Annotated in this window: 23 protein-coding genes; 15 read left to right on the top strand and 8 right to left on the bottom strand. The window is 72.8% G+C overall.

Annotated features, from left to right (window positions below):
* Nucleotides 1-283: 283 nt before the first annotated feature.
* A complete protein-coding gene (locus OG899_RS09370) occupies nucleotides 284-637 on the bottom strand; it encodes an LPXTG cell wall anchor domain-containing protein (RefSeq protein WP_125500004.1) in 354 nt (117 codons plus the stop codon).
* Nucleotides 638-994: 357 nt separating this feature from the next.
* On the opposite strand from OG899_RS09370, the gene OG899_RS09365 reads away from it, so the two are divergent.
* Nucleotides 995-2,239 (top strand): Ig-like domain-containing protein, encoded by a 1,245-nt coding sequence (locus OG899_RS09365; RefSeq protein WP_185867947.1) that lies wholly within the window; start codon nucleotides 995-997, stop codon nucleotides 2,237-2,239.
* Between the two features lie 188 nt (nucleotides 2,240-2,427).
* On the opposite strand, the gene OG899_RS09360 is transcribed toward OG899_RS09365, so the two are convergent.
* The gene (locus OG899_RS09360) at nucleotides 2,428-3,378 is read right to left on the bottom strand and encodes a helix-turn-helix transcriptional regulator (protein WP_168131900.1); all 951 of its coding nucleotides are present in this window, start codon (nucleotides 3,376-3,378) and stop codon (nucleotides 2,428-2,430) included.
* 189 nt (nucleotides 3,379-3,567) lie between these two features.
* Between OG899_RS09360 and OG899_RS09355 the strand changes: the two genes are divergently transcribed.
* From OG899_RS09355 to OG899_RS09340, 4 genes are all read left to right on the top strand, one after another.
* Entirely contained in the window at nucleotides 3,568-4,608 is a 1,041-nt protein-coding gene (locus OG899_RS09355; protein WP_168131899.1) for an NAD(P)-dependent alcohol dehydrogenase, read from the top strand.
* Nucleotides 4,609-4,985: 377 nt separating this feature from the next.
* Nucleotides 4,986-5,822 carry a CPBP family intramembrane glutamic endopeptidase gene (locus tag OG899_RS09350; RefSeq protein ID WP_125499999.1) on the top strand — a complete coding sequence of 279 codons (837 nt, stop codon included), beginning with the start codon at nucleotides 4,986-4,988 and terminating at the stop codon, nucleotides 5,820-5,822.
* A complete protein-coding gene (locus tag OG899_RS09345) occupies nucleotides 5,819-7,060 on the top strand; it encodes a sensor histidine kinase (protein ID WP_373296082.1) in 1,242 nt (413 codons plus the stop codon). Before OG899_RS09350 ends, OG899_RS09345 begins: the two co-directional genes overlap by 4 nt.
* Before the next feature lie 123 nt (nucleotides 7,061-7,183).
* Nucleotides 7,184-7,843: a response regulator transcription factor gene (locus OG899_RS09340; protein ID WP_125499998.1), complete on the top strand. Its 660-nt coding sequence runs from the start codon at nucleotides 7,184-7,186 to the stop codon at nucleotides 7,841-7,843.
* A gap of 256 nt (nucleotides 7,844-8,099) precedes the next feature.
* Here OG899_RS09340 and OG899_RS09335 read toward each other — a convergent pair whose 3' ends face one another.
* Nucleotides 8,100-9,218, bottom strand: coding sequence for a hypothetical protein (locus tag OG899_RS09335; RefSeq protein WP_125499997.1), 1,119 nt, complete (start codon nucleotides 9,216-9,218; stop codon nucleotides 8,100-8,102).
* A gap of 336 nt (nucleotides 9,219-9,554) precedes the next feature.
* Between OG899_RS09335 and OG899_RS09330 the strand changes: the two genes are divergently transcribed.
* The gene (locus OG899_RS09330) at nucleotides 9,555-10,712 is read left to right on the top strand and encodes a cystathionine gamma-synthase (RefSeq protein ID WP_168131897.1); all 1,158 of its coding nucleotides are present in this window, start codon (nucleotides 9,555-9,557) and stop codon (nucleotides 10,710-10,712) included.
* Nucleotides 10,713-11,194: 482 nt separating this feature from the next.
* Here the strand turns inward: OG899_RS09330 and OG899_RS09325 are convergent, their stop codons facing one another.
* Nucleotides 11,195-11,782, bottom strand: a complete 588-nt coding sequence (locus OG899_RS09325) for a TetR/AcrR family transcriptional regulator (protein WP_125499995.1) — start codon at nucleotides 11,780-11,782, stop codon at nucleotides 11,195-11,197.
* An 83-nt stretch (nucleotides 11,783-11,865) separates the two neighbouring features.
* Between OG899_RS09325 and OG899_RS09320 the strand changes: the two genes are divergently transcribed.
* The 5 genes from OG899_RS09320 (at nucleotide 11,866) to OG899_RS09300 (ending at nucleotide 17,635) form a co-directional block, all read left to right on the top strand.
* On the top strand, nucleotides 11,866-12,333 hold the full coding sequence (locus OG899_RS09320) for a nuclear transport factor 2 family protein (RefSeq protein ID WP_229814253.1): 468 nt from the start codon (nucleotides 11,866-11,868) through the stop codon (nucleotides 12,331-12,333).
* On the top strand, nucleotides 12,330-13,184 hold the full coding sequence (locus OG899_RS09315; protein WP_125499993.1) for an NmrA family NAD(P)-binding protein: 855 nt from the start codon (nucleotides 12,330-12,332) through the stop codon (nucleotides 13,182-13,184). The genes OG899_RS09320 and OG899_RS09315 overlap by 4 nt, the downstream gene beginning before the upstream one ends.
* 737 nt (nucleotides 13,185-13,921) lie before the next feature.
* Nucleotides 13,922-14,671, top strand: a complete 750-nt coding sequence (locus OG899_RS09310; RefSeq protein ID WP_260604189.1) for a response regulator transcription factor — start codon at nucleotides 13,922-13,924, stop codon at nucleotides 14,669-14,671.
* A 63-nt stretch (nucleotides 14,672-14,734) separates the two neighbouring features.
* A complete protein-coding gene (locus tag OG899_RS09305; RefSeq protein ID WP_168131906.1) occupies nucleotides 14,735-16,117 on the top strand; it encodes a HAMP domain-containing sensor histidine kinase in 1,383 nt (460 codons plus the stop codon).
* 552 nt (nucleotides 16,118-16,669) lie between these two features.
* Nucleotides 16,670-17,635 (top strand): D-alanyl-D-alanine carboxypeptidase family protein, encoded by a 966-nt coding sequence (locus OG899_RS09300; protein WP_168131894.1) that lies wholly within the window; start codon nucleotides 16,670-16,672, stop codon nucleotides 17,633-17,635.
* A 42-nt stretch (nucleotides 17,636-17,677) separates the two neighbouring features.
* On the opposite strand, the gene OG899_RS09295 is transcribed toward OG899_RS09300, so the two are convergent.
* Together OG899_RS09295 and OG899_RS09290 are read right to left on the bottom strand one after the other, a co-directional pair.
* Nucleotides 17,678-18,565, bottom strand: a complete 888-nt coding sequence (locus OG899_RS09295; RefSeq protein WP_168131893.1) for a sigma factor-like helix-turn-helix DNA-binding protein — start codon at nucleotides 18,563-18,565, stop codon at nucleotides 17,678-17,680.
* Nucleotides 18,566-18,739: 174 nt separating this feature from the next.
* Nucleotides 18,740-19,303, bottom strand: a complete 564-nt coding sequence (locus OG899_RS09290; RefSeq protein WP_373296701.1) for a MarR family winged helix-turn-helix transcriptional regulator — start codon at nucleotides 19,301-19,303, stop codon at nucleotides 18,740-18,742.
* A gap of 162 nt (nucleotides 19,304-19,465) precedes the next feature.
* Here OG899_RS09290 and ilvA point away from each other — a divergent pair, with 162 nt between their 5' ends.
* Complete coding sequence (gene ilvA, locus OG899_RS09285; RefSeq protein WP_168131892.1) at nucleotides 19,466-20,695, top strand: threonine ammonia-lyase; 1,230 nt, start codon at nucleotides 19,466-19,468, stop codon at nucleotides 20,693-20,695.
* 243 nt (nucleotides 20,696-20,938) lie between these two features.
* Here ilvA and greA read toward each other — a convergent pair whose 3' ends face one another.
* Both greA and OG899_RS09275 read right to left on the bottom strand, forming a co-directional pair.
* The gene (gene greA, locus OG899_RS09280) at nucleotides 20,939-21,439 is read right to left on the bottom strand and encodes a transcription elongation factor GreA (protein ID WP_125500113.1); all 501 of its coding nucleotides are present in this window, start codon (nucleotides 21,437-21,439) and stop codon (nucleotides 20,939-20,941) included.
* Between the two features lie 204 nt (nucleotides 21,440-21,643).
* The gene (locus OG899_RS09275; protein WP_168131891.1) at nucleotides 21,644-22,042 is read right to left on the bottom strand and encodes a DUF4307 domain-containing protein; all 399 of its coding nucleotides are present in this window, start codon (nucleotides 22,040-22,042) and stop codon (nucleotides 21,644-21,646) included.
* Nucleotides 22,043-22,246: 204 nt separating this feature from the next.
* Here OG899_RS09275 and mca point away from each other — a divergent pair, with 204 nt between their 5' ends.
* The 3 genes from mca to OG899_RS09260 all read left to right on the top strand — a co-directional run bounded on the left by mca (nucleotide 22,247) and on the right by OG899_RS09260 (nucleotide 25,994).
* Complete coding sequence (gene mca / locus OG899_RS09270) at nucleotides 22,247-23,119, top strand: mycothiol conjugate amidase Mca (protein WP_125500115.1); 873 nt, start codon at nucleotides 22,247-22,249, stop codon at nucleotides 23,117-23,119.
* A 12-nt stretch (nucleotides 23,120-23,131) separates the two neighbouring features.
* A complete protein-coding gene (locus OG899_RS09265) occupies nucleotides 23,132-23,383 on the top strand; it encodes a hypothetical protein (RefSeq protein ID WP_168131890.1) in 252 nt (83 codons plus the stop codon).
* Between the two features lie 577 nt (nucleotides 23,384-23,960).
* Nucleotides 23,961-25,994 (top strand): thioredoxin domain-containing protein, encoded by a 2,034-nt coding sequence (locus OG899_RS09260; protein ID WP_406310983.1) that lies wholly within the window; start codon nucleotides 23,961-23,963, stop codon nucleotides 25,992-25,994.
* Nucleotides 25,995-26,062 lie beyond the last annotated feature (68 nt).

Raw genomic sequence — 26,062 nt, 5'->3', positions numbered from 1 at the left:
CTCGCACCCGCCGCGCGCCCCGGCACCCACCGGCACCCACCGGATCCCGTCCGTCGAGCGGGCGGGATCCCGTCGTCTGACGTCCGGTCACCTGACGCACGCACCCCGCCGACGGCAGACCGGCACGGGCGCGCGGAGGAACCGCCGGAGCCGAGCCCACCGGAGCACGGCCGGCCACGAGCAGCCGGAGCGCGGCCGGCCACGAGCAGCCGGAGCGCGGCCGGCCACGAGCAGCGGGAGCACCGCGGGCGGACCGGCGGACGCGTCGGCGGGTGACGTCCCGTCAGAACTCCAGCCGCTCCCGGCGCACCGAGTAGACGACGAAGCCCGCGCCGAGCGTGAGCAGAAGCGTTCCGCCGACGACATAGGGGGTGGTGTCGATGCTTCCGGTGTCGGCCAGTTCACCGGGCTCGGACTGGGATCCGGTGTCGGAGGCGGCGGTCCGGGTCGCCGTCGTCATCTGCGCGACCCCGCTGCCGGAGCCGGCCGGCTGCGGATCGGCCTGTGCCGCCGCCGGCTGCGCCGCGGCCGTCGTCGTGGCCGGTGTGTCCGCGTTGGCGGAGGGGACGAACCACAGGGCGCCCAGCAGGATTCCCGCGGTGGTGGCGGTCAGCAACGTACGGCGAGCGGATGACACGGAAGATCGATCCCCTTGTGGCGCTGGCGAATTGGCCGTGCAGGGCGATGGTAGTGAACGCCTCGGGTCACGGGAAAGTCACGGTGGCTCCACCGTCCGGAACGCGCCTGCCCGGGCCGGCCCCGGCGGCGGGCGGAGCAAAGGGCGGCCCGGTGCGCGGCCCGGGACGCCGGGCGGGGATGATGGCGAACGGAGCGCAGCCCGCCGCCCGGTCCGCCCCGCTCCGTCCGGTGCGCCGGACGTGGCAAGGCCCACAGCGAACGGCCTGGGGAACTGGACGAAGCGGTCGTTACGTTTGATGATTCGCCACGGCGGCGCTCGGGTCTCGGGGATTCGGCAACTATGGAGATGCGTGTGATGACGAACAGTAGGCGGCGCAGGGCCCTGGCGGCCGCGTCCGCACTGCTCGGCGGTGTACTGGTGCTCTCGGCCTGTTCCGGTGGGGACACGGACGGGAAGGCCGGTGACGCCGGCTCTCAGGCACAGTCCGACAAGGCCGCCGCCGAGGAGACGTCCGACGCCCAGATAAAGATCACGCCGGCGGACGGCTCCGACAACGCCTCCATCAACAACTCCGCCGCGGTCACGGTGACCAAGGGCACCCTGACGAACGTGACCATGACCACGGCCGACGGCGAGGCCGTCACCGGGCAGATATCGCCCGACAAGACGAGCTGGAAGCCCAGCGTCCAGCTGAAGCGGGCCACCACCTACAAGGTCTCGGCGACGGCCACGGACGCGAAGGGCCGTGCCGCGCACGAGAACGCGTCCTTCACCACGGTCGCCCCGGCGCACAGCTTCATCGGCACCTTCACCCCGGACAACAACACCACCGTCGGGGTGGGCATGCCGGTGTCGATCAACTTCGACAAGGCGATCACCAACAAGGCGGCCGTCCAGAAGGGCATCACCGTCACCTCCTCCAGCGGGCAGGAGGTCGTCGGCCACTGGTTCGGGTCCAACCGTCTGGACTTCCGGCCCGAGCACTACTGGAAGGAGGGCTCCACCGTCACGCTGAAGCTGGCGCTCGACGGCGTCCAGGGCGCGCCCGGCATCTACGGCGTCCAGCAGAAGACGATCACCTTCCACATCGGCCGCAACCAGGTCTCGTACGTCGACGCCAAGACCAAGCAGATGAAGGTCACGCAGGACGGCAAGACCATCAAGACCATCCCGATCTCCGCGGGCTCTCCCGAGCACACCACCTACGAGGGTCAGATGGTGATCTCGGAGAAGTTCGAGCAGACCCGGATGAACGGTGCGACGGTCGGCTTCACCGACTCCGACGGCAAGGGCGAGTACGACATCAAGGACGTGCCGCACGCCATGCGCCTGACCACGTCGGGCACCTTCATCCACGGCAACTACTGGGGCGCGCCGTCCGTCTTCGGCAACGTCAACACCAGCCACGGCTGCGTGGGCCTGCGCGACGTCAAGGGCGCGGGCGACCCCAGCACGCCGGCCGCGTGGTTCTACAACCACTCGATGATCGGTGACGTCGTGGTGGTGGAGAACACCGGCGACAAGACCGTCCAGCCGGACAACGGCCTCAACGGCTGGAACATGAGCTGGGCGGAGTGGAAGGCCGGCTCCGCGATCTGAGCCGGTCCGCCGCCCCCGTCCGGGCCCGGCAGGGGCGGCGGACCTTCTCCCGGGGCCGTCGGCCCGGCGCCCGCGGCCCCGCGCCACGTCACCGTTTCCGCACCACGGCACACACGCCGGTGCCACCCCGGAAGGGGACGGCACCGGCGTGTTCCTGTCTCTCAGGGCTCTCAGGGCTCTCAGCGCTCTCAGGGCTCTCGGGAGGAGGACACCGAGCCCGCCATGGTCGCGTCCGTGCCCCAGCTGGCGAGCAGCCGCAGGGCCTGTGCCGAAGGCGAGCCGGGCTCGGCGTGGTAGACGACCATGGACTGGTCGGCGTCACCGGCCAGCCGGAAGGACTCGTACATCAGCGACATCTCCCCGACCAGCGGGTGGTGCAGCCGTTTGACGCCGTGGCTCTTCTCCTTGACGTCGTGCGCGGCCCACAGCCGGCGGAAGTCCTCGCTTTTCACCGACAGCTCGCCGACCAGCGCGGACAGCCGGGGATCCTCCGGGTAGCAGCCGGCTTCCATGCGCAGGGAGCACACGATGTCGATCGCCTTCTGCTCCCAGTCGATGAACAGATCGCGGTACTCCGGCCAGAGGAAGACCATCCGCGCCCAGTTGCGCTCCGCCTCCGGCAGCTTCGCCCAGTCGCCGAAGACGGCGGCGGCCATCCGGTTCCAGGCCAGCACCTCGGCACGCCGCCCGACGACGTACGCCGGGACGTCGTCCAGCGTGTCCAGCAGCTGCCGCAGCGAGGCCCGCACCTGCTGGGTGCGGGCGGTCTGCTTCGCCTTGTGCTTGGGCCGGGCCAGATGGATCAGATGGGCGTGCTCGGCGTCGGTCAGCCGCAGCGTGCGGGCGATGGAGTCGAGGACCTCCGCGGAGACATTGCGTCCGTTGCCCTGTTCCAGGCGGGTGTAGTACGCCGCCGACACACCGGCCAGCTGGGCCAGCTCCTCACGGCGCAGCCCCGGCACCCGGCGCTGCCGCCCGTAACGCGGCAGTCCCACATCCTCCGGCTGCAGGCGGGCCCGCCGGGTGCGCAGGAACTCGCTCAGCTCCGCGCGCCGGTCCAGCCCGGCCGCGGCCCGGGCCCCGGCAGCCTCGGCGGACTCGGACGGTGTGCGCTGCTGGTGCCGTGGCTGTACGTCCATGTCTCCCAGTATCCGGCGCCCGGTGCCCCGCCGTCCGGGGGTCCGCTTGCCGCAGCCTGACCTCGCCAGTGGTAGGCACAGCGGGCGTAGCCGGGGCGTGCGGGTCGCATCCGGTGGTCGGGCATGCTGAAGAAGGTGCCCGGCCGGAAGGTGACCGGGCCTGCATCTATCGATTGGGAGATCCCCGGCATGACCACAGTCGCCGCCTACGCTGCCCCTGCCGCCAAGGCGCCGCTGGAACGCACCACCATCGAGCGTCGTGCAGTGGGGCCGCACGATGTGCTGATCGACATCAAGTACGCGGGCATCTGCCACTCCGACATCCACCAGGTCAACGAGGGGTGGGGCGAGTCGATCTTCCCCATGGTCCCGGGCCACGAGATCGCCGGCGTCGTCTCCGAGGTCGGCTCGCAGGTGACCAAGTTCAAGGTCGGCGACCGGGTGGGCGTCGGCTGCATGGTGGACTCCTGCCGCGAGTGCGAGTACTGCCTCAGGGGTGAGGAGCAGTTCTGCGTCGAGGGCAACATCCCCACCTACAACGGCATCGGCAGGGACGGGCAGGCCACCTACGGCGGTTACTCCGAGAAGGTCGTCGTCGACGAGGCCTTCGTCGTCCGCATCCCGGACAGCCTGCCGCTCGACGTGGCCGCGCCGCTGCTGTGCGCCGGTATCACCACGTACTCGCCGCTGAAGCACTGGAACGCCGGCCCCGGCAAGAAGGTCGCGGTCGTCGGCCTCGGCGGCCTCGGCCACATGGCCGTGAAGCTGGCGCACGCCATGGGCGCCGAGGTGACGGTTCTCTCGCAGTCCCTGCGCAAGAAGGACGACGGTCTGCGGCTCGGCGCCGACCACTACTACGCCACCAGCGACCCGAAGACCTTCGAGGAGCTGGCCGGCACCTTCGACCTGATCGTCTCCACCGTCTCCGCGCCGATGGACTTCGGTGCGCTGCTGTCGCTGCTGAAGGTCGACGGCGCGCTGGTCAACGTGGGCGTCCCCGAGGAGCCCGTCTCGCTGAACCTGTTCTCGGTCATCGGCGGCCGCAAGAGCCTCGCCGGCTCCATGATCGGCGGTATCGCCGAGACCCAGGAGATGCTGGACTTCTGCGCCGAGCACGCCATCGGCGCCGAGATCGAGCTGATCCGCGCCGACCAGATCAACGAGGCCTACGACCGCGTGCTGGCCAGCGACGTCCGCTACCGGTTCGTGATCGACACCTCGACGATCTGATCCCGTCCGATCCCGGTCGTCCCGTCCCCGGCCCCGGCCGAGACCGACCAGGACCGGGACCGGGAGACCAGGCCCTGTGCCCGCAGGCCCCGGCGCACCGCGCGCCGGGGCCTGCGGCGTCTTTCCCGGCCCCTGCCGCGGCGGCCGGGGCCTTCGGGACGACCGGTCGTCCGGACCGGTTGTCCTCCGACAGGACCGGTTGCCGCGGACCGGTGGTCCCCCGGGAGGACCGGCCGTCCCCCGTGAGAGCTACACGCAGATGTCCACTCAGTGGTGACGATCTTCAGCGCTCTTCTCCGTAGCGTTCCTGTCGGCTCGCGGCGTCCGCCGTGAGGGCGTCGCAGCGACGCCGCCGACACGAAGTGCGAGGAGCCGTCATGAAACTGGTGTGGCAGATCCTGGCCGTGGTGGTCATCGCCGCGGCCGGCGGCCAAGCCGTCAACCTGCTGGACGACAATCCCTATGCCACGCTCGTGCTGGGCCTGGTGGTCGCCGCTCTCTCGGTGCTCGCCTACCGCTGGGTCGTCGCCCGCACCGAGAACCGTCCGGTCACCGAACTGCAGGGGCAGGGCGCGGTGCCGGCCGCCCTCCGCGGCCTGCTGATCGGAGTCGCCGCGTTCGGCTCCGTCATCGTCAACCTCTACTGGCTCGGTGACTACACGGTTCAGGGGTGGGGCTCGGTCAGCGGCGCGGTGGGCCAGATCGGGTTCATGGCGGCCGCCGCCGTGACGGAGGAACTGATGTTCCGCGGTGTGCTGTTCCGGCTCGCCGAACGCCGCCTGGGCACCTGGATCTCGCTGGTGCTGACCGGCCTGCTGTTCGGCGCGATGCACCTGACCAACGAGCACGCGACCGTCTGGGGCGGCCTGGCCATCGCCATCGAGGCCGGCGGCATGCTCGGCGCCGCCTACATCGCCACCCGCACCCTGTGGGTGCCCATCGGACTGCACTTCGGCTGGAACTTCGCCGAGGCCGGCATCTTCAGCACCGAGGTCTCCGGCAACGGCAGCAACAACGGTCTGCTGAAGTCCTCCACCTCCGGCCCGGAGCTGCTCACCGGCGGTGACTTCGGTCCCGAGGCCAGCATGTACTCCGTCGTGTTCTGCGTCCTGGTGACGATCGCCTTCCTGCTGCTGGCCCGCCGCCGCGGCCGTCTGATGCCCCGTCGCGGCCGCGCCGTCCGGGAGACCCAGCCCGCTACACTCGCCCGGTGATCAGTCCCCGGCGGATCCCGGTGCCGGCCGGCCTCCGGCGCGTCGCGGCGCGGTGGCGCGGGCTCGACGTCACGGTGCAGGACCTCCCTCTCGGCCTCCTCTTCCTCGTGCTGTCGCTGCTGCCGGCCTTCCAGCGGCACGGCACCCAGCTCGGCTACGTCCCGGACCGCTCCCTCGACGCCGGCGGCGTCGCGGTCATCGCGCTGGAATGCCTCCCGCTCGCGCTGCGCCGCCGTCGGCCGGCCGGCTGCCTCGCCCTGGTGCTGGCCGGCTTCGCCGCCGACCAGCTGCTCGGCTACCACACGGCCGCGGGCCCCGCACTGCTGGTCGCCCTGCTGAGCGCGGGCTGCCACCTGCAGCGCTACCGCACGACGGTGCCGCTGCTGGCCACCGCCTACTTCGTGGGCCTCGCTCTGGCCCTGGACGCAAAGGGTGCCGGGGAGCCGCTCAGCGAGTACGTGACCTTCTATCTGACCGTCGGCGTCGCCTGGGTCGCGGGAGGCTGGCTGCGCGCCGGCCGGATCGCCGAAGCCGAACGGCGCCGCCGTGTCGCCGAGGACACCCGGACCACCGAACGCACCCGGATCGCCCGGGAACTGCACGACGTGGTCACCCACCATGTGACCGCGATGGTCGTCCAGGCCGAGGCGGCCCGCTACATGACCGGCTCGCCCGAGCGGCTCGAACAGACGCTGACGGCCGTCTCCGACACCGGACGGCGGGCCATCACCGACCTGCGCCATCTGCTCGACCTGCTCAACCCCGACCATCGGGGCGGCGAAAGCCGGGAACCGGCCGTCGGCGGGCTTGCCGCGCTCGTCGAGCAGACCCGCCGGGCCGGGCAGCCGGTGGAGTTCACCCAGGAGGGCACGGCGCCCGAGACGGCCGGCAGCGCGGATCTGGTGGCGTACCGGGTGGTGCAGGAGGCCCTGACCAACGCCCTGAAGTACGCGCACGGCAGCAGGACGTCGGTGCGGGTGCGGCACGGCGCGCGGGAGATCGAGGTGGAGGTCGCCACGGACGGCTCCGGCCGTGACAGGTCCCCGGGCGGCAGCGGGCGGGGACTGGCCGGACTGCGGGAGCGGGTCGCCGTCCTCGGCGGCGAGTTCGACGCCGGACCGCAGGCGGGAGGCGGTTTCCTGGTGCGGGCGCGGATACCGGCGCACGACGAGCAGCGGTCCGGCAGATCGTCACTCTCCCTCCCGCGCACGGTCGGTGAGTCCGGGGGGTCGTCGTGAGGTGCTGCGGCGGCGGGTAGCCTGTCGTGCCGTACGGGGAGGCCGGGCGGTTCGTCATGACGGCCGGCCACGCCGGGCAGCTCGTCGCGACGCCCGAGGACGCCAGGGAGGGGGGATCCGGTCGTGACCGCCCCGATCCGGGTTCTGGTGTGCGACGACCAGATGCTGATCCGCACCGGACTGGTGACGATCATCGACGCCCAGCCCGACATGGAGGTCGTCGGCGAGTGCGGCGACGGCGGGAGCGCGGTCGAGCTCGCCGGAACGCTGCGGCCGGACGTCGTCGTGATGGACGTCCGCATGCCCGTCCTCGACGGCATCGAGGCCACGCGCCGGCTGGCGGGCGCCGGGGTGCAGCACCCGGTCAAGGTGCTCGTGGTGACGACGTTCAACCTCGACGAGTACGTCTACGAGGCGCTGCGCGCCGGGGCCAGCGGTTTCCTGCTCAAGGACGCGCCCCCGTCCCAGCTGCTGCACGGCATCCGGACCGTGGCCAGCGGTGCGGCCCTGCTGGACCCCGAGGTGACCCGGCGCCTCGTCGGCAGGTTCGCCACCCGCATCCGCCCCGTCGAGCCCGCCCCGGACGACATCCCGCTCACCCCGCGCGAGCTGGAGGTCCTGCGCCTGATCGCGGACGGCCTGTCGAACAGCGAGATCGCCGCCGCCCTGGTGATCAGCCAGGAGACCGTGAAGACCTTCGTCTCCCGCATCCTCACCAAGCTGAACCTGCGCGACCGCGTCCAGGCGGTCATCTACGCCTACCGCCACGGCCTCGCGGTCTGAGCAGCCGTCCCGCAGTGCCGCACACCGCGCCTCGCCCGGTCCGCGCCCCGCGGGCATCGCGCGCACGGCGGACCGGCATCACGCGCACGGCGGCCCGGCACGGCAGTGCGCGCCGGCCCGGCACGGCAGTACGCGCCGGCTCGGCACGGCCGTGCACGGCGGCTTGCCCGGCCGGGCGCCCCGGAACCCCGGGGAGCAGCTACCGGGATGCCTCAGGCGGCACCCCGGGGGCCTGGGGGCAGCCCCCGGCAACGCCTCAGCGCTGCAACGTCGCCGGGCTTCCGCCGTTGGCCTCGTAGCCCGCCACCGCCAGCGCCCGGTAGACGGCGAACTCCGCCGCCGGATCCGGGGAGAGCGTCCACGGCAGCGCACCCACATGGCCGTCGACGTGGACCAGCTGCTGCATGGCCTCCCCCCAGCGCTCGGCGCGGACCAGGAAGAAGACCAGCAGATGACGGACGTGCGCCAGCACCGGGTCGTCGGCACGGGCCGAGTGCACCGCGTGCAGGGCACCGTGGATCGCCTTGGTGACCACCTCGCTGTGGTAGAAGCCGCGGACGAGGTTCACCTCGGGCAGATGCTCGAACACCGCGAACAACGGCAACGCCGCCAACAAGGACCCCCGCGGGGCGCGCGCGGCCGCCGCCTGCGCGAACTCCATCGCCAGCTCACGGGAGCCGTGCCACTTCTCGCACCAGTAGTGCAGGGCCGCCAGGTGCGCGCCCATGTGGTGCGGAGCCCGGTCGAGGATCTTCAGCCACAGCTGCTCGAACTCCGGCCGCGAGTAACCCAGGCCGCGTGCCACCGCCAGCTCGATGATGTACGGAATCGGGTCGCCCGGCGCCAGCAGTGCCGCCTGGCCGCACGTCTCCCGGGCCTCCTCCATGATGATCCGGAACTCGTCCGTCCCCGGGGTCGACGTCCGCCACGCCTGCTGCACCAGGAACTCCGCCTGCACCGCCGCGGCCCCCGGATCCTTCGGCGCCTCGGCACGCCAGACCCGCAGCCACTGGCCGCCCGGGGTCTCGTGGACCCCGCCCGGCCGCTGCTGCAGCTCCAGCGCCGCCGCGCCCGCGAACGCCTGCACGCGCTGCCAGCGCAGCTCGCCCTCCTTCTCCGTGCCCGCCAGGAGCTGGGCCGCCGCCCGGTAGTCCTGGGTGCGCTGCACCAGGTCCAGCACGTCCAGCAGATCCTTGTCGGGGCCGGGCATGCGCACGTCCAGCTCCTCCTCCGGCACAAACCCGTAGGCGGCCGGGTCCGCCGCGTCCGGATGTCCCGGAGGCACCTGCTCGATGACGCCCCGCCTGCGCCTGAGGATCGGCAGCAGCACCACGCCCAGCAGGGCCAGCGCCGCCAAGGCCCACACAATCTCCATGCCTCAAGCGAACCAGACCACGCCAAGACTTGGCCAACGTGCTGCCAAGTCTGTGGAAAACCGCTCGACCGCACCTGTGGACAATCCGCCGCCGCGCCTGTGGACCGCCGGTCGGCCGCATAGGCGAACCACCGGCTCGCCACATCGGCGGACCACCGGCTCGCCGCATCGGTGGACACCGCCCCGCGCGACGTGTCGTCAACCACAGGCATCGCGCGCTCGGACCACCCTGGTCCGCCCCGGCCCGCGCCGTGACCGACCCGTCCGGCGGTGCCCGGCGGCCGCCGCCCGTGCCGTCGTCCGCACCACGTTCCTCGGCGCATTACCCTCGGCCCCATGAGCGACAGGCACATCAGTCAGCACTTCGAGACCCTCGCGATCCACGCGGGCAACACCGCCGACCCCCTCACCGGGGCCGTCGTCCCGCCGATCTACCAGGTCTCGACCTACAAGCAGGACGGCGTGGGCGGCCTGCGCAACGGCTACGAGTACAGCCGCAGCGCCAACCCGACCCGCACCGCCCTGGAGGAGAACCTCGCCGCCCTGGAGGGCGGTCGCCGGGGCCTCGCCTTCGCGTCCGGACTGGCGGCCGAGGACTGCCTGTTGCGTACGCTGCTCGCGCCGGGCGACCACGTGGTGATCCCGAACGACGCCTACGGCGGCACCTTCCGGCTGTTCTCCCGCGTCGTCTCCCGGTGGGGCGTGGAGTGGTCGGTGGCCGACACCAGCGACCCCGCCGCCGTCCGGGCCGCCCTCACCCCGCGCACCAAGGCCGTGTGGGTGGAGACCCCCTCCAACCCGCTGCTCGGCATCACCGACATCGCCGCCGTCGCTCAGGTCGCCCGTGACGCGGGCGCCAGGCTCGTCGTCGACAACACCTTCGCCACCCCGTACCTGCAGCAGCCCCTCGCGCTCGGCGCGGACGTGGTGGTGCACTCCCTGACGAAGTACATGGGCGGCCACTCCGACGTGGTCGGCGGCGCGCTGATCACCAACGACGACGCGCTGGGCGAGGAGCTGGCCTACCACCAGAACGCCATGGGCGCCGTCGCCGGCCCCTTCGACTCCTGGCTGGTGCTGCGCGGCACCAAGACACTCGCGGTGCGCATGGAGCGGCACAGCGAGAACGCCGCCAAGGTCGCCGACATGCTCTCCCGGCACCCGCGCGTCACGCGCGTCCTCTACCCGGGCCTGCCCGAGCACCCCGGGCACGAGGTGGCCGCCAAGCAGATGCGGGCGTTCGGCGGCATGGTGTCCTTCCAGGTGGAGGGCGGCGAGGAGGCGGCCGTCGAGGTCTGCAACCGCGCCCAGGTGTTCACCCTCGGTGAGTCCCTCGGCGGTGTGGAGTCCCTGATCGAGCACCCCGGCCGCATGACCCACGCCTCCGCGGCCGGCTCCCCGCTGGAGGTGCCCGCCGACCTGGTGCGCCTGTCCGTCGGCATCGAGAACGTCGACGACCTGCTGGAGGACCTGCGGCAGGCGCTGGCCGGCTGACACCTGGCGTCTGACGCCGGAACGCCGGACCCGGAACGCCGCCCGGCGCGCCGGAACGCCAACGGCTGCGCCCGACGCGCCGGAATGCCACCGGGCGCGCCCGATGCGCCGGATGCGCTCTGCAGCGCGCCGGGCGTGCCGGGCACGGCACCAGCCGGGGCCCCTGCACCGCCCGCCCGCAGGGCGCCCCGGCCGGCCCCGGTGGCATTGCCACCACCTCGACCACCTCCCCCGCCTGGGCGTCGCCCGCGCCGCCCGGAGGCGGTGCACCGGCCGACCGTCATCCGGCCGGGCACCACCTGATAGGCCGAGATCACCTGATACAAGGCGGCCGCCCAGCGTCGGCAGGAGACGCGGGCGACGCGCAGGGGGACACGCGGGCAGCCGGTCACCCGGCACCGTGCGACTCGCACGACTCGCACGACTTACACACGTCGAGAACGACTCGGACGGCTCGGCCCGCCGCCGGACCCGGACGCGGGTCAGTGCGAAGCGGAGGGCAGCGCCCGCACGACGAACCCCCGCACCTGTGCTCGCAGGTGCTCCCTCGGAAGACCCTCCTCTCCCGCCAGATACTCGACGAGATCGGCCCGTGTCGCGGCGAGCAGGGCGTGGGCGGTGAAACCGGGCTCGGCCAGGCCGGGGATCTGTTCCAGCACCCCCCGCAGCAGTCCGTGCCACCACGCGTAGTGCTCCGCTCGGTAGGGGCTGCCGTTCCCGCTTCCCTCCAGGGCGAGTGCCAGGGGCCGGTTGTCGAGTTTGAAGCACAGCACCGCATCGAGCAGGGCGGGCACTCGCTCCCGCGGCGGTGTCGCGGGTCCCAGAGGCGGCGGGCCCGACTCGACGGCCTCCCGCATCGACGCCAGCCGTGCCGCGTACAGCGCACGCAGCAGACCGGCCCGGTCACCGAAGGCACGGAACAGCGTGCCCTTGCCGACGCCGGCCGCCGCCGCCACGTCCGCCATGGTGACGTCCTCCGGGCTCTCCCGCCGGGAGAAGAGGGCGTCTGCGGCGGCGAGCACAGCCTCCCGGTTACGGACGGCGTCCTTGCGGGACCTGCGTTCCGGCATGCTGCTCCTTCGTTTGCCAAGCGGACCGGCGGTCCGTATCGTCGTCGGAAGCGGACCGCCGGTCCGATTGTATGAACTGGAGGGTGCCTGTGCCCGCACCGACGTCTCCGTCGACTTCGCTGCCGACGTCCCCGCCCGCCTCCCCGGCGGACCTCTTCCGCCACAGCCTGCGCCTGCTGCTCGCCAAGGACATCCCCGCGCGGGTGGACCTCTGGGCCGAGGACGGCGTCGCCGAGTTCCCCTTCGCCCCCGACGGCTGGCCGCGCCGCCTGGAGGGCAAGGAGGCCGTCGCCGCCTACATGCGGCACTATCCCGACCACATCGACCTGCACGACTTCCCCGACCTGCACATCCACCGCACCGACGACCCGCACACCGTCGTGGCCGAGATGCGCGGCGTGGGGCGGCTGGTGCAGACGGACGCCCCCTTCGACATGACCTACATCGTCGTCATGACGGAGCGGGACGGGCGCATCGTCTTCTACCGCGGCTACTGGAACCCCCTCGCCGTCCAGGTGCCCGGCGCCGACTTCGCAGGGAGCCGCCGATGACCGCCGAACGCACCACTTTGGTCACCGGCGCCACCGGCACCACGGGCAGCCGCACGGTCGCGGGCCTGACGGCTGCGGGGCACCGCGTCCGAGCCGCGAGCCGCCGGGCCGCCCCGGTCGCCGGTGCGGAACCGGTCGCCTTCGACTGGTACGACCCCGCGACCCATGCGGCCGTCCTGGACGGCGTCGACCGCGTGTACCTCGTCCCGCCCGTCGGCGACCCCGATCCGGCGGCGGTCATGCTGCCCTTCCTGCACCGGGCCCGCGCCGCGGGCGTGCAGCGTGCCGTACTGCTCAGCTCCTCGGCCGTCCCCGCGGGCGGCCCGGCGGTGGGAGCGGTGCACGAGGCACTGCCCGGCCTGTTCGGGCAGTGGGCGGTGCTGCGGCCGTCATGGTTCATGCAGAACTTCACCGGCGACCACGTCCACGCCCGCAGCATCCGCGACGAGGGCGTCATCCGGTCCGCCACCGGCGACGGCCGGGTCGCCTTCATCGACGCCGACGACATCGCCGCCGTAGCCGTCCGCGCCCTGACGGACAGCCGGTCACCCGACACCGACCTGATCCTCACCGGTCCCGAGGCGCTGAGCTACGACGACATCGCCGCCACGATCACGGAGGTCACCGGCCGCCGGGTCGTCCACCACCGCCTGTCCTACGAGGAACTGCGCGACCGCCTGGCAGCCGCCGGGACGCCGGGGGAGTTCGCCGCGATCCTGGCGAGCCTGGACCGAGGGATCGCCGCAGGGGCGGAGGACCGCGTCACGGACACCGTCCACCGGCTCACCGGCCGGCCGCCCCGCACCTTCCGGGCCCACGTGGAGCGGGCCATGGAGACGAGGCTCACCTGAAGCAGGCTCTCGGGGAGCGACGGACGCCGCCGTCCTGACCCATGCGACGACCGGGCCCGTCGGCCGGCTCCCGCCGGGCCCGGCGGAGGGTCGCCGTCGTCTCTCGCCGATGTGTACGGGGGTGGACATATGCCCCCGATCTCGGTGGTGCGGTCGGCGGGTCGACGGCTTCAGCCTGAGAGACGGGGGACGGGGAACCCGCAAGACGGGTCCGTACGGACAAAGGTGACGCGCGCCTCAGGAACAATGCCGGGTGGCCGGACAGTTCACGAAGCGGGTGCGGTGGTGCAGCAGTGGGTGGCGGCGCACCGCGTCGGCATACAGCCCGGCCGGTACCTGTGGCGGACTCTGCTCCAGGAGCCGCCGCACGGCTGACGCCTCCCGTACGGATCATCGCGGCGGCTCCCTGTGTCGCCCGCCCGCAGGGCGCCCCGGCGGGCAGCGGCGGCACCCCCACCATCGGGCGTGACCTGGGCCGGGTCCGGATGCCGATGCACCGGCCGACGCACAGACCGATACACGGCTGAGCCCTGCCGGATACGAACCGAGCGTCGCCGGATACAAAGCGGCCGCACAGCGGTGGCAGGATGTGGGCGATGCGTCCCGTCGGTGTGCGGGCACGCGGAATGTGCACAAGGCGCCCGGGTGGGACATCCGTTCCACGGGCCGGGCCTGACCCACCTGCGTCCAGCGGAAGAGAGTCGGTTCCAGTGGCTGAGGGCGGTGCTGCGGCGCCCGTGACCATCCTGCTCGTCGAGGACGACGAGGTGATCCGCCGAGCGGTCACGATGGCACTGGAACGCTACGGCTACCGCGTCGTCTCCGCCGGGGACGGCCTGACCGGACTGGAGATGTTCCGCGACGGCCACCACGACCTTCTGCTGCTGGACGTCATGCTCCCGGGCCTGGACGGCATCGGACTGTGCCGTCGGGTGCGGGAGACCAGCATGGTCCCGATCCTGATGATGTCCGCGCGCGGCGACGCCCTGGACATCGTCTCCGGCCTGGAAGCGGGCGCCGACGACTACGTCACCAAGCCCGTCGACACCGCGGTGCTGGTGGCCCGTATCCGCTCGCTGCTGCGGCGCGCGACCTTCACCCCCACCACCACCTCCCCGGCCGCGGCCCCGCCCCCTGCCGCACCGGAGGACCGGACGGGGCGGCCCGACCCCTCCGCGACCCCCCGAACCTCCGGTGCCTCCTCCACGCTGACCTTCGGTGACCTCACCATTGACACCGCCGGTCTCGAGGTCTTCCGGGCGGGCGAGCCGGTCGCGCTGGCGCCCACCGAACTGAGGCTGCTGCTGGAGTTCGCCGCGCACCCCGGCATCGTGCTGGACCGGCCCACCCTGCTGCGCAACGTGTGGGACTACGGCTGGGACGGCGACACCCGCGTGGTCGACCTGTGCGTGCAACGGCTGCGGAAGAAGATCGGAGCCGAGCGGATCGAGACCGTCCGCGGGTTCGGCTACAAGCTGCGCCGCTGACATGCGCGCCAGGAACGCCATGAACGGCACAAACCCAGGAACGCGATGAACGGCAAGAACGTCGTGAACGCCGTACGCGACCTGCTCAACTGGCGTTCGCTGCGCTGGAAGATCGCTCTGCTCGTCGCCGTGGCCTGCTGTGCCGTGGCCCTGACCATCGGGGTGCTGGTCCACCGCAGCACCCTGGCGCGGTCGCTCAACGACGGCGGGGCCAAGGCCGTGTCGCAGCTGTCCGAGGCCGTCCGGGACTACGAGCGGAACGGCGTACCGCCCGACGGGCTGGAGACGTCGCCCGAGGCCATGCCCGGCGAACTGCTGCACCGGCTCCGCGACCGGCAGGGCACGGCCGGCGGGGCGGTCACCTGGTACGAGGCACCCGACCGCGGAGACCATCCGTCGATGTGGGCGGCGCAGACGTACCGCGGCCGTCCGGTGGCGGTGCAGGTGGACATGACGTCCGACCTGCTCACCCGGCGCGCCCTGGACCGGCACATGTGGAAGGCTTCGCTGATCGCGCTGGCCGTCGTGGTGCCCGTGTCGGCGCTCGTCGCGGAACTGCCCAACCGCCGGCTGCGCCGGGTCGCGCGGACGGCGGGCCGGATCGCGTCGGGCGACCTGACTGCCAGGATCGAGGCCCGCCGCGGCGGCGACGAGATCACCGCGATCTCGGCGGCCGTCGACTCGATGGCCGACAGCCTGCACGGCCGCCTGCTGACCGAGCAGCGCTTCACCGCCGATGTCGCCCACGAGCTGCGGACACCCTTGATGGGGCTGGTCACCGCCGCCGGGCTGCTGCCCGAGTCGGAGGCCACCGATCTGGTCCGCGACCGGGTGGGGGTGCTGCGGACCCTGGTGGAGGACCTGCTGGAGATCTCCCGGCTGGATGCGGGCAGCGAGCGGGCCGACCTCATGACCGTTCCGCCGGCCGAGGTGGTCGAGGAGTCGTTGGCCCGTGCCGGGCTGAGGGTGCACCTCACCAGCACCGATGTGCTGCCCGCCCGCACCGATCCGCGCCGGCTCGACCGGATCGTCGTCAACCTGGTCGTCAACGCCCACCGACACGGACGGCCGCCCGTCGAGGTGCACGTGGCCGGAACCACCGTGACCGTGCGTGACCACGGCGAGGGTTTTCCGCCCGAACTGCTCGCCGAGGGGCCCCAACGGTTCCGTACCGGGGCGTCGGAGCGCGGCCGGGGCCACGGTCTCGGGCTGACCATCGCGCTCGGCCAGGCCCGGGTGATCGGGGCGTCGCTCTCCTTCGCCAACGCACCCGACGGCGGGGCGGTCGCCACCCTCACGCTGCCGAGGGCCGAGAAGGACAAGGCCGAGGGCCGAGAAGGACAAGGCCGAGGGCCGAGCGAGGGCCGAGCGAGGGCCGAGAAGGACGAGAAGCACGAGAAGGACGATAAGGACGTTAAGGACGAGAAGGACGAGAAGGTCGGGTGACGTGGCGGACGCCGCGGCGGCGCAGCCTACGGCCTGTGCACGGGCACGGGCAGCACACGCCGCGGGGGCTCCGCCCTGGTGGCCGGTCGGCCGGTCGTCCCGGTTGCCGTCGTGACGACGGCGGTGGCGGGCGCCCTCGTGGAGATACACGGCTGACACACGACGGATGACGAGCCGAGCGACGCGCGAGCCGCGGCCGTGGTCTCGCGGAGATCCACCCCGGCCAGGGTGACCGGTGTGCGCGAACCCCGCGCCTGTCGTCACGTCACGAAAGGTGGCCCGCCCATGAGCCCTGTCGGCGTTTCCGGAGCACCTGGTGCGGACCGTCCCGGAGTACCCGGGGTATCTGGAGCACCGGGCGCGGACCGTCCCGGAGTACCCGGGGCATCTGGAGTACCCGGCGCGGACCGACCCGGAGCACCTGGAGCACTTGGTGCGGACCGTCGGGGTGTGCCCGCTGCGGCCCAGCAGGACCCGACGCCGCGTCCATCGTCGCAGAACCATCCCCGGCCCCCGTCGCTCCCGTCCCGTCACCCGGGCCGCCCGCGTCCGGTGCGCACCGCTCTCCTCGTCACCGGCGGCCTGGCCCTGGCATTGGTGGCCGCGCTCGGAGTCTTCGGCGGGCTCCCCTCCGGCAGCGGCCGCCCGGCCACCGACCCGTCCGACCGGTCCGGCCCATCGGCGGTCGGTCCCGCGGTCCCGTCACTGCCCTGGCCCGCGCAAGGACAGGCGAGCGTGCTGGTCGAGGGCATCGGCGAGCGCGGCGACCTCGGTACGAAGGGCGCGCAGACGCCGGTGCCGATCGCCAGCGTCGCCAAGGTGATGACCGCATACGTGATCCTGGAGGACCATCCGCTGCGCGCGGGCGAGGCGGGCCCCGGCATCCGCGTCGACGAGAAGGCGGCCGACACGCCACTGTCGGGTGCGGAGTCGGCCGTTCCGGTCGTCCGGGGACAGCAGCTGACCGAACGGCAGGCGCTGGAACTGATGCTGATCCCCTCCGGCAACAACATCGCCCGGCTGCTGGCCCGCTGGGACGCCGGCTCCGAGAAGGCCTTCGTGGAGAAGATGAACCGGGCCGCCCGCGCCCTCGGCATGAACCACACCACCTACACCGGGGCCAGCGGTTACGAGTCCACGACCACCAGCACCTCCGCCGACCAGCTTCAGCTGGCGCGGCAGGTCATGCGGAACGAAGTGTTCCGGTCCATCGTCGCCCAAGGCAGCGTCGAGAAGCCCGACGGATCGGGCGCGCTGCCCAACACCAATACCTTGCTGGGCACCTCCGGTGTGATCGGCATCAAGACCGGGTCCAGCACCCCTGCCGGAGGAGCCCTGATGTGGGCGGCCACCGGCGTCGACCGCGGCGGGAACAAGCGGTTGATCCTCGGGGTCGTGCTCCACCAGAGCCCGGGCGTCAACGCCGCGACGGGACTCTACGCCGCCCTCGACGCCAGCCGGACGCTGATCGAGGGCGTGCAGCACTGGCTGTCGACGACCGGGCCCGGACCGCGCTGAGGGCGTTCCCCGTCCGCGCGCGTCACCACCGCCGCCCGCCCCTCACCACCCCGGCACCGGCGGAGTCGTCTGCGACGGCGGCTGCACCCAGGGCCGTACGGTCAGCGCCCACACGGCGAAGGCGACGGCCGCGGTGAGCAGCAGCAGCCACAGGGTGCGCCGGGCCAGTGTGCGGCGGCGCAGCAGGCGGGTGCCGCGGCGCACCGCGTCGGCGTACAGCCCGGCCGGTACCTGCGGCGGGTCCTGATCCAGGATCCGCCGCACGGCCGCCTCCTGCTCCGCCCGGTTCATGCCGGCCTCCCCCGCACCGCCCGCCTCCGCCTTCGCCTCCCGCCGCCCGCTCCCGGCCGCCGCGCGCCGGTCACGACGCGACCGCCCCGGATCCGCCCGCGACCGCCCCGGATCCGCCCGCGCCCGCCCCGGGTCCGTCCACGGCCGTGGCGGGGCGCCGGGCCGGGTGGGTGAGCCGGGAACCGCGCGGTCGCACAGCACACGGACGCGTTCGGCCGGCAGCCCCAGCAGGGCCGCCGTCTGCTCCTCGGCGACGCCCTCGTGGAGCCGCAGCACCAGGACGAGGCGTTCGTGCGGGGCGAGGGCGCCCAGCACACCGGGCGGACGGCGGCGGGTGCGGCTCAGCCGGCCGTACCGGTGCCAGGCCTCGCGGGCGAACCGGCCGGCCAGGTACTGGCGGGTCCGGTCGTAGGGGTCGTCGCCGCGCAGCCGGTCCCAGCCGGCGTACGTGTCCGCGAGCGCCAGGGTCAGCAGGTGGCACGCGCGCGGATTGTGCTGCGGATCCTCCGCCGTCAGCAGGGTCGCGGTGTGCAGCAGCCGTCCGGCCGCGCCCGCGACGAACGCCTCGAACCCCCGGTCGCTGTGCGTGCCGTGGGGCGCCCGCCGATCCCGCACCACGCCTCCCGCCCAGGCGATCATGAGAAATCCGGACCTGGCAGGCCGGCGGACGTCGGTCCGCCGGCCACGGGTCCGGCTCTCATATCAGGTCAGCTGGGCCCCGCCGGTCAAGAGCCGCGCAGGCGGCTCCTGCCCCGCGCGGCCCACGATGGTGCGATGACGGCGCGGGCACGTGCCCGGCAGGGGCACGGGGCGTCAGGACGCCGGGCCGGCGCCCGGACCCGACGGGGCGCCCTGGCTCTTCGCTCCGTTGCCGCCCGCGGTCCCCGGCTGCGGGACCGTGCCGCTCTGGGCACTCTGACGAACGGAGAGGGCGCGGTTGAAGCGGGTCAGCAGGGAGCAGAAGGTCTCGCGCTCCTCCTGCGACCAGTCCCGGGTCAGCTCGGCCATCAGGGCGCGCCGGGAGGACCGCACCTCCTCCAGACGGGACAGCCCGCGCGGGGACAGTTGCAGCACCACGGCCCGCCCGTCCTCGGGGTGAGAGGTGCGCGTGACCAGCCCGGAGTCGACCAGTGGAGCCACCTGCCGGGTGACCGTGGAGGAGTCGATGCCCATGCCGGCCGCGAGCGCCTTGACGCCCATCGGGCCTTCCCGGTCGAGCCGGTTGAGCAGCAGGTAGGCGGCGCGGTCCATGGAGTTGCGCACCTGGCCGACGCCGCCGAGCCGGGTCTGTTCCGCACGGCGGGCGAACACCGCCACCTCGTGCTGCAGGGTGTCGAGAAGACCGGGGTCACCTTCGGTCGTCATGTCCATCGACATTTCTGGTGTTGTGGGCATGGCCGGTGGCTCACTTCTGCGCGGCTGCTGGGTTGGGGGACAGAGTACGCGGCCCGGCAGCCGACGGTACCGGCGCTTCGCGATCCCGTCCTCCCGGACGGTCGTACCCGGCCGGTGAGATGAGGGAACTGCGAGACTGGAGACATGAACCACGGCACGTCCGGTCCCCCGTCGCCCGTCACCCTGGACGATGTGCGCGGCGCCCAGAAGATGCTGTCGGGCGTGGCCCGCATCACCCCGATGGAGGGCAGCAGGCACCTGTCCCGGCTGGCGGGCGTCCCGGTGCACCTCAAGTGCGAGAACCTGCAGCGGACAGGATCGTTCAAGCTGCGCGGCGCCTACGTCCGCATCGCCGGGCTGCTGCCGGAGGAGCGGGCCGCCGGGGTCGTGGCGGCCAGCGCGGGCAACCACGCCCAGGGCGTCGCGCTGGCGGCGTCGCTGCTCGGGGTGCACGCCACCGTGTTCATGCCGAAGGGCGCGCCGCTGCCGAAGATCGGTGCGACCCGGGACTACGGCGCCGAGGTGCGGCTGCACGGCCAGGTGGTCGACGAAACACTGGCCGCCGCCCAGGAGTACGCGGACCGGACCGGCGCCGTGTTCATCCACCCCTTCGACCATCCGGACATCATCGCCGGACAGGGCACCGTCGGGCTGGAGATCCTGGAGCAGTGCCCCGAGGTGGGCACCGTCGTCGTCGGGGTGGGCGGCGGCGGGCTGGCGGCCGGCATCGCGGTCGCGGTGAAGTCGCTGCGGCCCGACGTGCGGATCGTCGGCGTGCAGGCGGAGGGCTCCGCGGCGTATCCGCCGTCGCTGGCCTCGGGGCGGCCGGTGATGATCGACCGTCCGACGACCATGGCCGACGGCATCCGGGTCGGCCGGCCCGGCGACGTGCCGTTCGGGATCGTCCGGGACCTGGTGGACGAGGTGTGCACGGTCGGCGAGGACGAGCTGTCCGCGGCGCTGCTGCTGTGCCTGGAGCGGGCCAAGCTGGTGGTGGAACCGGCCGGTGTCGCCCCGGTCGCCGCGCTGCTGGGCGGGCGGTGCACCGTCCGCGGACCGGCGGTGGCCGTGCTGTCCGGGGGCAACGTCGATCCCGTGCTGCTGCAGCGGGTGCTGCGGCACGGCATGGCCGCCCAGGGCCGCTACCTGGCCGTACGGCTGCGCCTGACCGACCGGCCGGGCGCGCTGGCCACACTGCTCGGCGTGGTCTCGGCGGCCGACGCCAACGTCCTCGACGTCAGCCACGCCCGCACCGACCCGCGCCTCGGCCTCACCGAGGCGGAGGTGGAACTGCACCTGGAGACCAAGGGCCCGGACCACTGCGCCGAGGTCGTCCGGGCGCTCCGGGAGGCGGGACACACGGTGCTCGACTGACCCGGACGGCGGGACACACGGTCAACTGACCCGGACGCGGGACACACGGTCATCGACTGACCCGGACGCGGGACACCCGGTGCTCGACCGGCCTGGACGCGGAACACGCGGTGCTCGACCGGCCCCCGCGACCGGCCGGACAGGACGACGAGGCCCCCGGCGTGCCGTGGACGGCGGCCGGAGGCCTCGTAGAAGAAAAGCCGGCGGGGCCGGCTGCGGCAGACGGGACGCGGCCCGCGTGCCTCAGCCCGTGTACGGCTCCGCCTTGAGGATGCGCACCGAGGCCTTCTTGCCGTTCGGCAGCTCGTACTCCGCGTCCTCGCCCACCTTGTGGCCGATCACCCCCGAGCCCAGTGGCGACTGCGGCGAGTACGTCTCGATGTCGCCGCTGGCGTACTCGCGGGAGGCCAGCAGGAAGGTCAGCGTGTCGTCCTCGTCGCCGTCGAAGGCGACCGTGACGACCATGCCGGGGGAGACCGTGCCGTCCGCGGAGGCCGGGGCCTCGCCGACCTTCGCGTTCTCGAGGAGCTGGGTCAGCTGGCGCACGCGGAGCTCTTGCTTGCCCTGCTCCTCCTTGGCCGCGTGGTACCCGCCGTTCTCGCGCAGGTCGCCCTCCTCGCGCGCGGCCGCGATCTTGGCGGCGATCTCCGTGCGCGCAGGACCAGTAAGGTACTCAAGCTCCTCCTTGAGCTTGTTGTACGCCTCCTGGGTCAGCCAGGTGACGTTCTCGCTGGTCTGGGTCACAGGTGCTCCTCGTCGCTTCTGGGAATTCCAAGCATCGCCCTACCCATGAAGGATGTTCCCTCAGGGATGGGCGAAACCACGAGCCTAACAATTGACTGCGGCAAGAGGGAGGACACAAGGCCGTCGGAACGGCGTCCACGCAGGTCAGCGGCCCCATATTCGACCGATGGGACCGTCCTGTCGCGTGGCGCGCCGGCCGGCCGGTCAGTCGGCGTGGCAGCCGAGCAGCTCCCCGGTGGTCCCGCGGGACGTCGTACGCAGGGTGACGGTCCGGTCGATCCGCGTGGCGTGCTCGTCGAAGTGGAAGTCCGCCCGGCCCACCTCGGCCCCGTCGGCCGCCTGCGAGCGCAGCGTGCAGTAGCCGTGGGCGTCGGCGTCCTTGTGGACTTCCAGATGGATCCGCACCGCGTCGTCGGAGGTCTGGAACGAGACGACCTGCGCGCTGATCTTGCTCTGGCCGACGTGCTCCCAGGCGAAGTAGCCGACCAGGGCCAGCAGGACCGCACCCAGGACGACGGCGCCGATCTTGAGTTTGTGGTCGGCGCGCTCGTCCTTGGAGCGGCCGTAGCGGCCCTCGGGGAGCCGGGTGCTCACCGTACTCATGATCGTCCTCTCGGCCGGTGCGGGACGCGTGTCCCGCGCGGGGCTCCCGGAAGGGGTACTCCGGAATGATTCGCCCTCCGATTCGGTCACTATAGAAGCCCCGGCCCGCCGCTCCACCGCCGCCCCGGAGAGACGAGGCACCAGGACGGCACCGCTGATGCCCGCGTGACCGACGGGCACCGACTTGACCGATGAGGATGAGCCTTGACTGAGCAGCTGCGACTGATGGCCGTGCACGCGCACCCCGACGACGAGTCGAGCAAGGGCGCGGCCACCATGGCGAAGTACGTGTCCGAGGGGGTGGACGTGCTGGTCGTGACCTGCACGGGCGGAGAGCGCGGCTCCATCCTCAACCCCAAGCTCCAGGGCGACACGTACATCGAGGAGAACATCCACGAGGTGCGCCGCAAGGAGATGGAGGAGGCCCGCCGGATCCTCGGCGTGAAGCAGGACTGGCTCGGCTTCGTCGACTCCGGCCTGCCCGAGGGCGACCCGCTGCCGCCCCTGCCGGAGGGCTGCTTCGCGCTGGAGGACGTCGACAAGGCGGCCGGCGAGCTGGTCCGCCGGATCCGCTCCTTCCGCCCGCAGGTGATCACCACCTACGACGAGAACGGCGGGTACCCGCACCCCGACCACATCATGACCCACAAGATCACGATGGTGGCGTTCGACGGTGCCGCGGACCCCGAGAAGTACCCGGAGGAGACCTACGGGCCGGTGTACCAGCCGCTGAAGCTGTACTACAACCAGGGCTTCAACCGCCCCCGCACCGAGGCGCTGCACCAGGCGATGATCGACCGCGGTCTGGAGTCGCCCTACGGCGAGTGGCTCGAGCGCTGGAAGAAGTCCGGCCGCAACGAGCGCAACCTGACCACGCACATCCCCTGCGCCGACTTCTTCGAGATCCGCGACAAGGCGCTGATCGCCCACGCCACGCAGATCGACCCCGACGGGGGCTGGTTCCGAGTGCCGATGGAGATCCAGAAGGAGGTCTGGCCGACCGAGGAGTACGAGCTGGCCAAGTCCCTCGTCGACACCTCGCTGCCGGAGGACGACCTCTTTGCGGGCATCCGCTAGTGCTGAGGGACAATGCCTGACATGAGCGCAAGCGCGAGCCTGGCCATGACCCAGCTGGTGACTCTGGCCGACGTCGACGAGAACAAGGTCACCCCCGGCATCCTCGGCTTCATCGTCTTCGCGGTGCTGGCCGTGGCGGTGTGGGGCCTGATGAAGTCCATGAACCGGCACATGGGTCGCATCGACTTCAAGGAGCCATCGGAGTCCGAGGCGGATCCCGCGAAGCGGAGCGGGGACGCCGCCCGGCAGCCGTCCCAGGGCTGAGGCTCCGCTCGCGCAGGACGGTCCGCCCTGCGGGGCGGCCGTCCCCACCGAGGCATCCGGCACCGGGCCCCGGCCGGTGACGCCGGGGCTGCCGGCCGCCCTTCCTCCGGCGGCGGTGGCCGTCGCCGTTCCAGGCTTGTTCCGGCCGCCCGTCCCGTGCCCGCGTCCCGCGCCGCCGGACGCATCCGGGAGTCGGGGGCACGGGCCGCATCGGCCTGCGCCCGCATGCCCGTGGGCAGCCGCAGCCTCCTGGGCGTACCCGCCCGACACCTCACGGGACCGGTGTCCGTGCCCAGCGGCCCGGCCCTGTCGGCCTTCCTCCAGGCTCATCCGCGCTCATCCGCGCTCCGCGCACAGGCCGGCGGACGAGGGCGACGGGCGGTGCACACCGGCGGTGCGCACGCCGACGGCAGCGGGTACGGCGAGGCGCCCACGCGAACCGGCCAGGCACGGCGAGGCACCGGCGACAGCCGGGCCCGACCGGGCCCAGCCGGGACGAGCCGACCGGGTCGAGCCGTGTCCGCCCGGCCCCGTCACCGTCCGTGCCCGCTCCGGACGGGTGAGGCAGGATGGGGGTATGCCGAACCGACTGGCGCACGAGACGTCCCCGTACCTCCTCCAGCACGCGGACAACCCGGTGGACTGGTGGCCCTGGTCGGCTCAGGCGTTCGACGAGGCCCGCAGGACGGACCGGCCCGTGCTGCTCAGCGTCGGATACTCCAGCTGCCACTGGTGCCATGTGATGGCGCACGAGTCCTTCGAGGACGAGACCACCGCCGCCTACCTCAACGAGCACTTCGTCAGCATCAAGGTCGACCGCGAGGAACGCCCGGACGTCGACGCCGTCTACATGGAGGCCGTGCAGGCGGCCACCGGGCAGGGCGGGTGGCCGATGACCGTGTTCCTGACCCCGGACGCCGAACCGTTCTACTTCGGCACCTACTTCCCGCCCGAGCCCCGCCACGGCATGCCCTCCTTCCTCCAGGTGCTGCAGGGCGTCCGGCAGGCCTGGGAGAGCAGGCGCGAGGAGGTCGCCGAGGTCGCCGGGAAGATCGTGCAGGACCTGGCGCGGCGGGAGATCGCCGTGGGTGACGCGGCGGCCCCCGGTCCCGAGGAGCTGGGCCAGGCGCTGCTCGGGCTGACCCGGGAGTACGACCCGAAGCGGGGCGGATTCGGCGGCGCGCCGAAGTTCCCGCCGTCCATGGTGCTGGAGTTCCTGCTGCGCCACCACGCCCGCACCAAAAGCGAGGGCGCCCTGCAGATGGTGCAGGACACCTGCGAGCGGATGGCCCGCGGCGGCCTCTACGACCAGCTCGGCGGCGGCTTCGCCCGTTACTCCGTGGACCGCGACTGGAACGTCCCGCACTTCGAACGCATGCTCTATGACAACGCCCTGCTGTGCCGGGTCTACGCCCATCTGTGGCGCGCCACCGGCTCCGGCCTCGCACGCCGGGTCGCGCTGGAGACGGCCGACTTCATGGTGCGTGAACTGCGCACCGAGCAGGGCGGGTTCGCCTCGGCGCTGGACGCCGACAGCGACGACGGCACCGGGCGGCACGTCGAGGGCGCGTACTACGTGTGGACGCCCGAGCAGCTGCGCGACGTCCTCGGCCCCGAGGACGCGGAACTGGCCGCCGCCTACTTCGGGGTGACCGAGGAGGGCACCTTCGAACGCGGCGCCTCCGTGCTCCGATTGCCGCAGACCACCGGGGTGTTCGACGCGGAGCGGATCGAGTCCGTACGGCGTCGGCTGCTGGCCGCGCGCGCCGAGCGGCCCGCGCCCGCCCGCGACGACAAGGTGGTCGCCGCCTGGAACGGTCTGGCGATCGCCGCGCTCGCCGAGACCGGCGCCTACTTCGACCGCCCCGACCTGGTCGAGGCCGCGGTCGGCGCCGCCGATCTGCTGGTGCGGCTGCACATGGACGAGCACGCCGCACTGGTGCGCACCAGCAAGGACGGCCGCGCCGGGACCAACGCGGGCGTCCTGGAGGACTACGGCGACGTCGCCGAGGGCTTCCTCGCCCTCGCCTCGGTCACCGGCGAGGGGGTCTGGCTGGACTTCGCCGGGCTGCTCCTCGACCACGTCCTCACCCGGTTCACCAACCCGGACTCCGGCGCGCTGTACGACACGGCCGCCGACGCGGAGCGGCTCATCCGCCGCCCGCAGGACCCCACCGACAACGCCACCCCGTCCGGCTGGACGGCCGCGGCGGGCGCCCTGCTGTCCTACGCCGCGCACACCGGTTCGCACACCCACCGCAGCGCGGCGGAGAAGGCGCTGGGCGTGGTGCGGGCGCTGGGCCCGCGTGTGCCGCGCTTCATCGGCTGGGGACTGGCCGTGGCCGAGGCCCTGCTGGACGGGCCGCGTGAGGTGGCGGTCGTCGGCCCGTCCCCGCAGGACGAGGCGGCCCGTGCCCTGCACCGTGCCGCGCTGCTGGGCGGGGCGCCCGGGGCGGTGGTCGCCTACGGCACCGCGGGCAGCGACGAGTTCCCGCTGCTCGACGGGCGCCCGCTGGTGGACGGCGCACCGGCCGCCTACGTGTGCCGCAACTTCACCTGCGACGCCCCGACGACCGACCCGGAACGGCTGCGCACGGCCCTGAGCGGCTGAGCCGACCGACCCGGAGCGGCTGCGCGCGGCCCTGAGCGGCTGAGCCGACCGACCCGGAGCGGCTGCGC

This window comes from Streptomyces thermoviolaceus, from assembly GCF_045209695.1.
In the GTDB taxonomy this organism is placed as follows: Bacteria; Actinomycetota; Actinomycetes; order Streptomycetales; family Streptomycetaceae; genus Streptomyces; species Streptomyces thermoviolaceus.
Note: the sequence above shows the minus strand (reverse complement) of the source record. Positions and strands in the feature narration are given on the sequence as shown.

Bases quoted from the DNA above. Each gene is read 5' to 3' on its own strand.
- OG899_RS09365 (WP_185867947.1), top strand. From the start codon at position 995: ATGACGAACAGTAGGCGGCGCAGGGCCCTGGCGGCCGCGTCCGCACTG.
- OG899_RS09360 (WP_168131900.1), bottom strand. From the start codon at position 3,378: ATGGACGTACAGCCACGGCACCAGCAGCGCACACCGTCCGAGTCCGCC.
- OG899_RS09355 (WP_168131899.1), top strand. From the start codon at position 3,568: ATGACCACAGTCGCCGCCTACGCTGCCCCTGCCGCCAAGGCGCCGCTG.
- OG899_RS09350 (WP_125499999.1), top strand. From the start codon at position 4,986: ATGAAACTGGTGTGGCAGATCCTGGCCGTGGTGGTCATCGCCGCGGCC.
- OG899_RS09335 (WP_125499997.1), bottom strand. From the start codon at position 9,218: ATGGAGATTGTGTGGGCCTTGGCGGCGCTGGCCCTGCTGGGCGTGGTG.
- OG899_RS09330 (WP_168131897.1), top strand. From the start codon at position 9,555: ATGAGCGACAGGCACATCAGTCAGCACTTCGAGACCCTCGCGATCCAC.
- OG899_RS09325 (WP_125499995.1), bottom strand. From the start codon at position 11,782: ATGCCGGAACGCAGGTCCCGCAAGGACGCCGTCCGTAACCGGGAGGCT.
- OG899_RS09315 (WP_125499993.1), top strand. From the start codon at position 12,330: ATGACCGCCGAACGCACCACTTTGGTCACCGGCGCCACCGGCACCACG.
- OG899_RS09295 (WP_168131893.1), bottom strand. From the start codon at position 18,565: ATGATCGCCTGGGCGGGAGGCGTGGTGCGGGATCGGCGGGCGCCCCAC.
- OG899_RS09290 (WP_373296701.1), bottom strand. From the start codon at position 19,303: ATGTCGATGGACATGACGACCGAAGGTGACCCCGGTCTTCTCGACACC.
- ilvA (WP_168131892.1), top strand. From the start codon at position 19,466: ATGAACCACGGCACGTCCGGTCCCCCGTCGCCCGTCACCCTGGACGAT.
- OG899_RS09275 (WP_168131891.1), bottom strand. From the start codon at position 22,042: ATGAGTACGGTGAGCACCCGGCTCCCCGAGGGCCGCTACGGCCGCTCC.
- OG899_RS09265 (WP_168131890.1), top strand. From the start codon at position 23,132: ATGCCTGACATGAGCGCAAGCGCGAGCCTGGCCATGACCCAGCTGGTG.
- OG899_RS09260 (WP_406310983.1), top strand. From the start codon at position 23,961: ATGCCGAACCGACTGGCGCACGAGACGTCCCCGTACCTCCTCCAGCAC.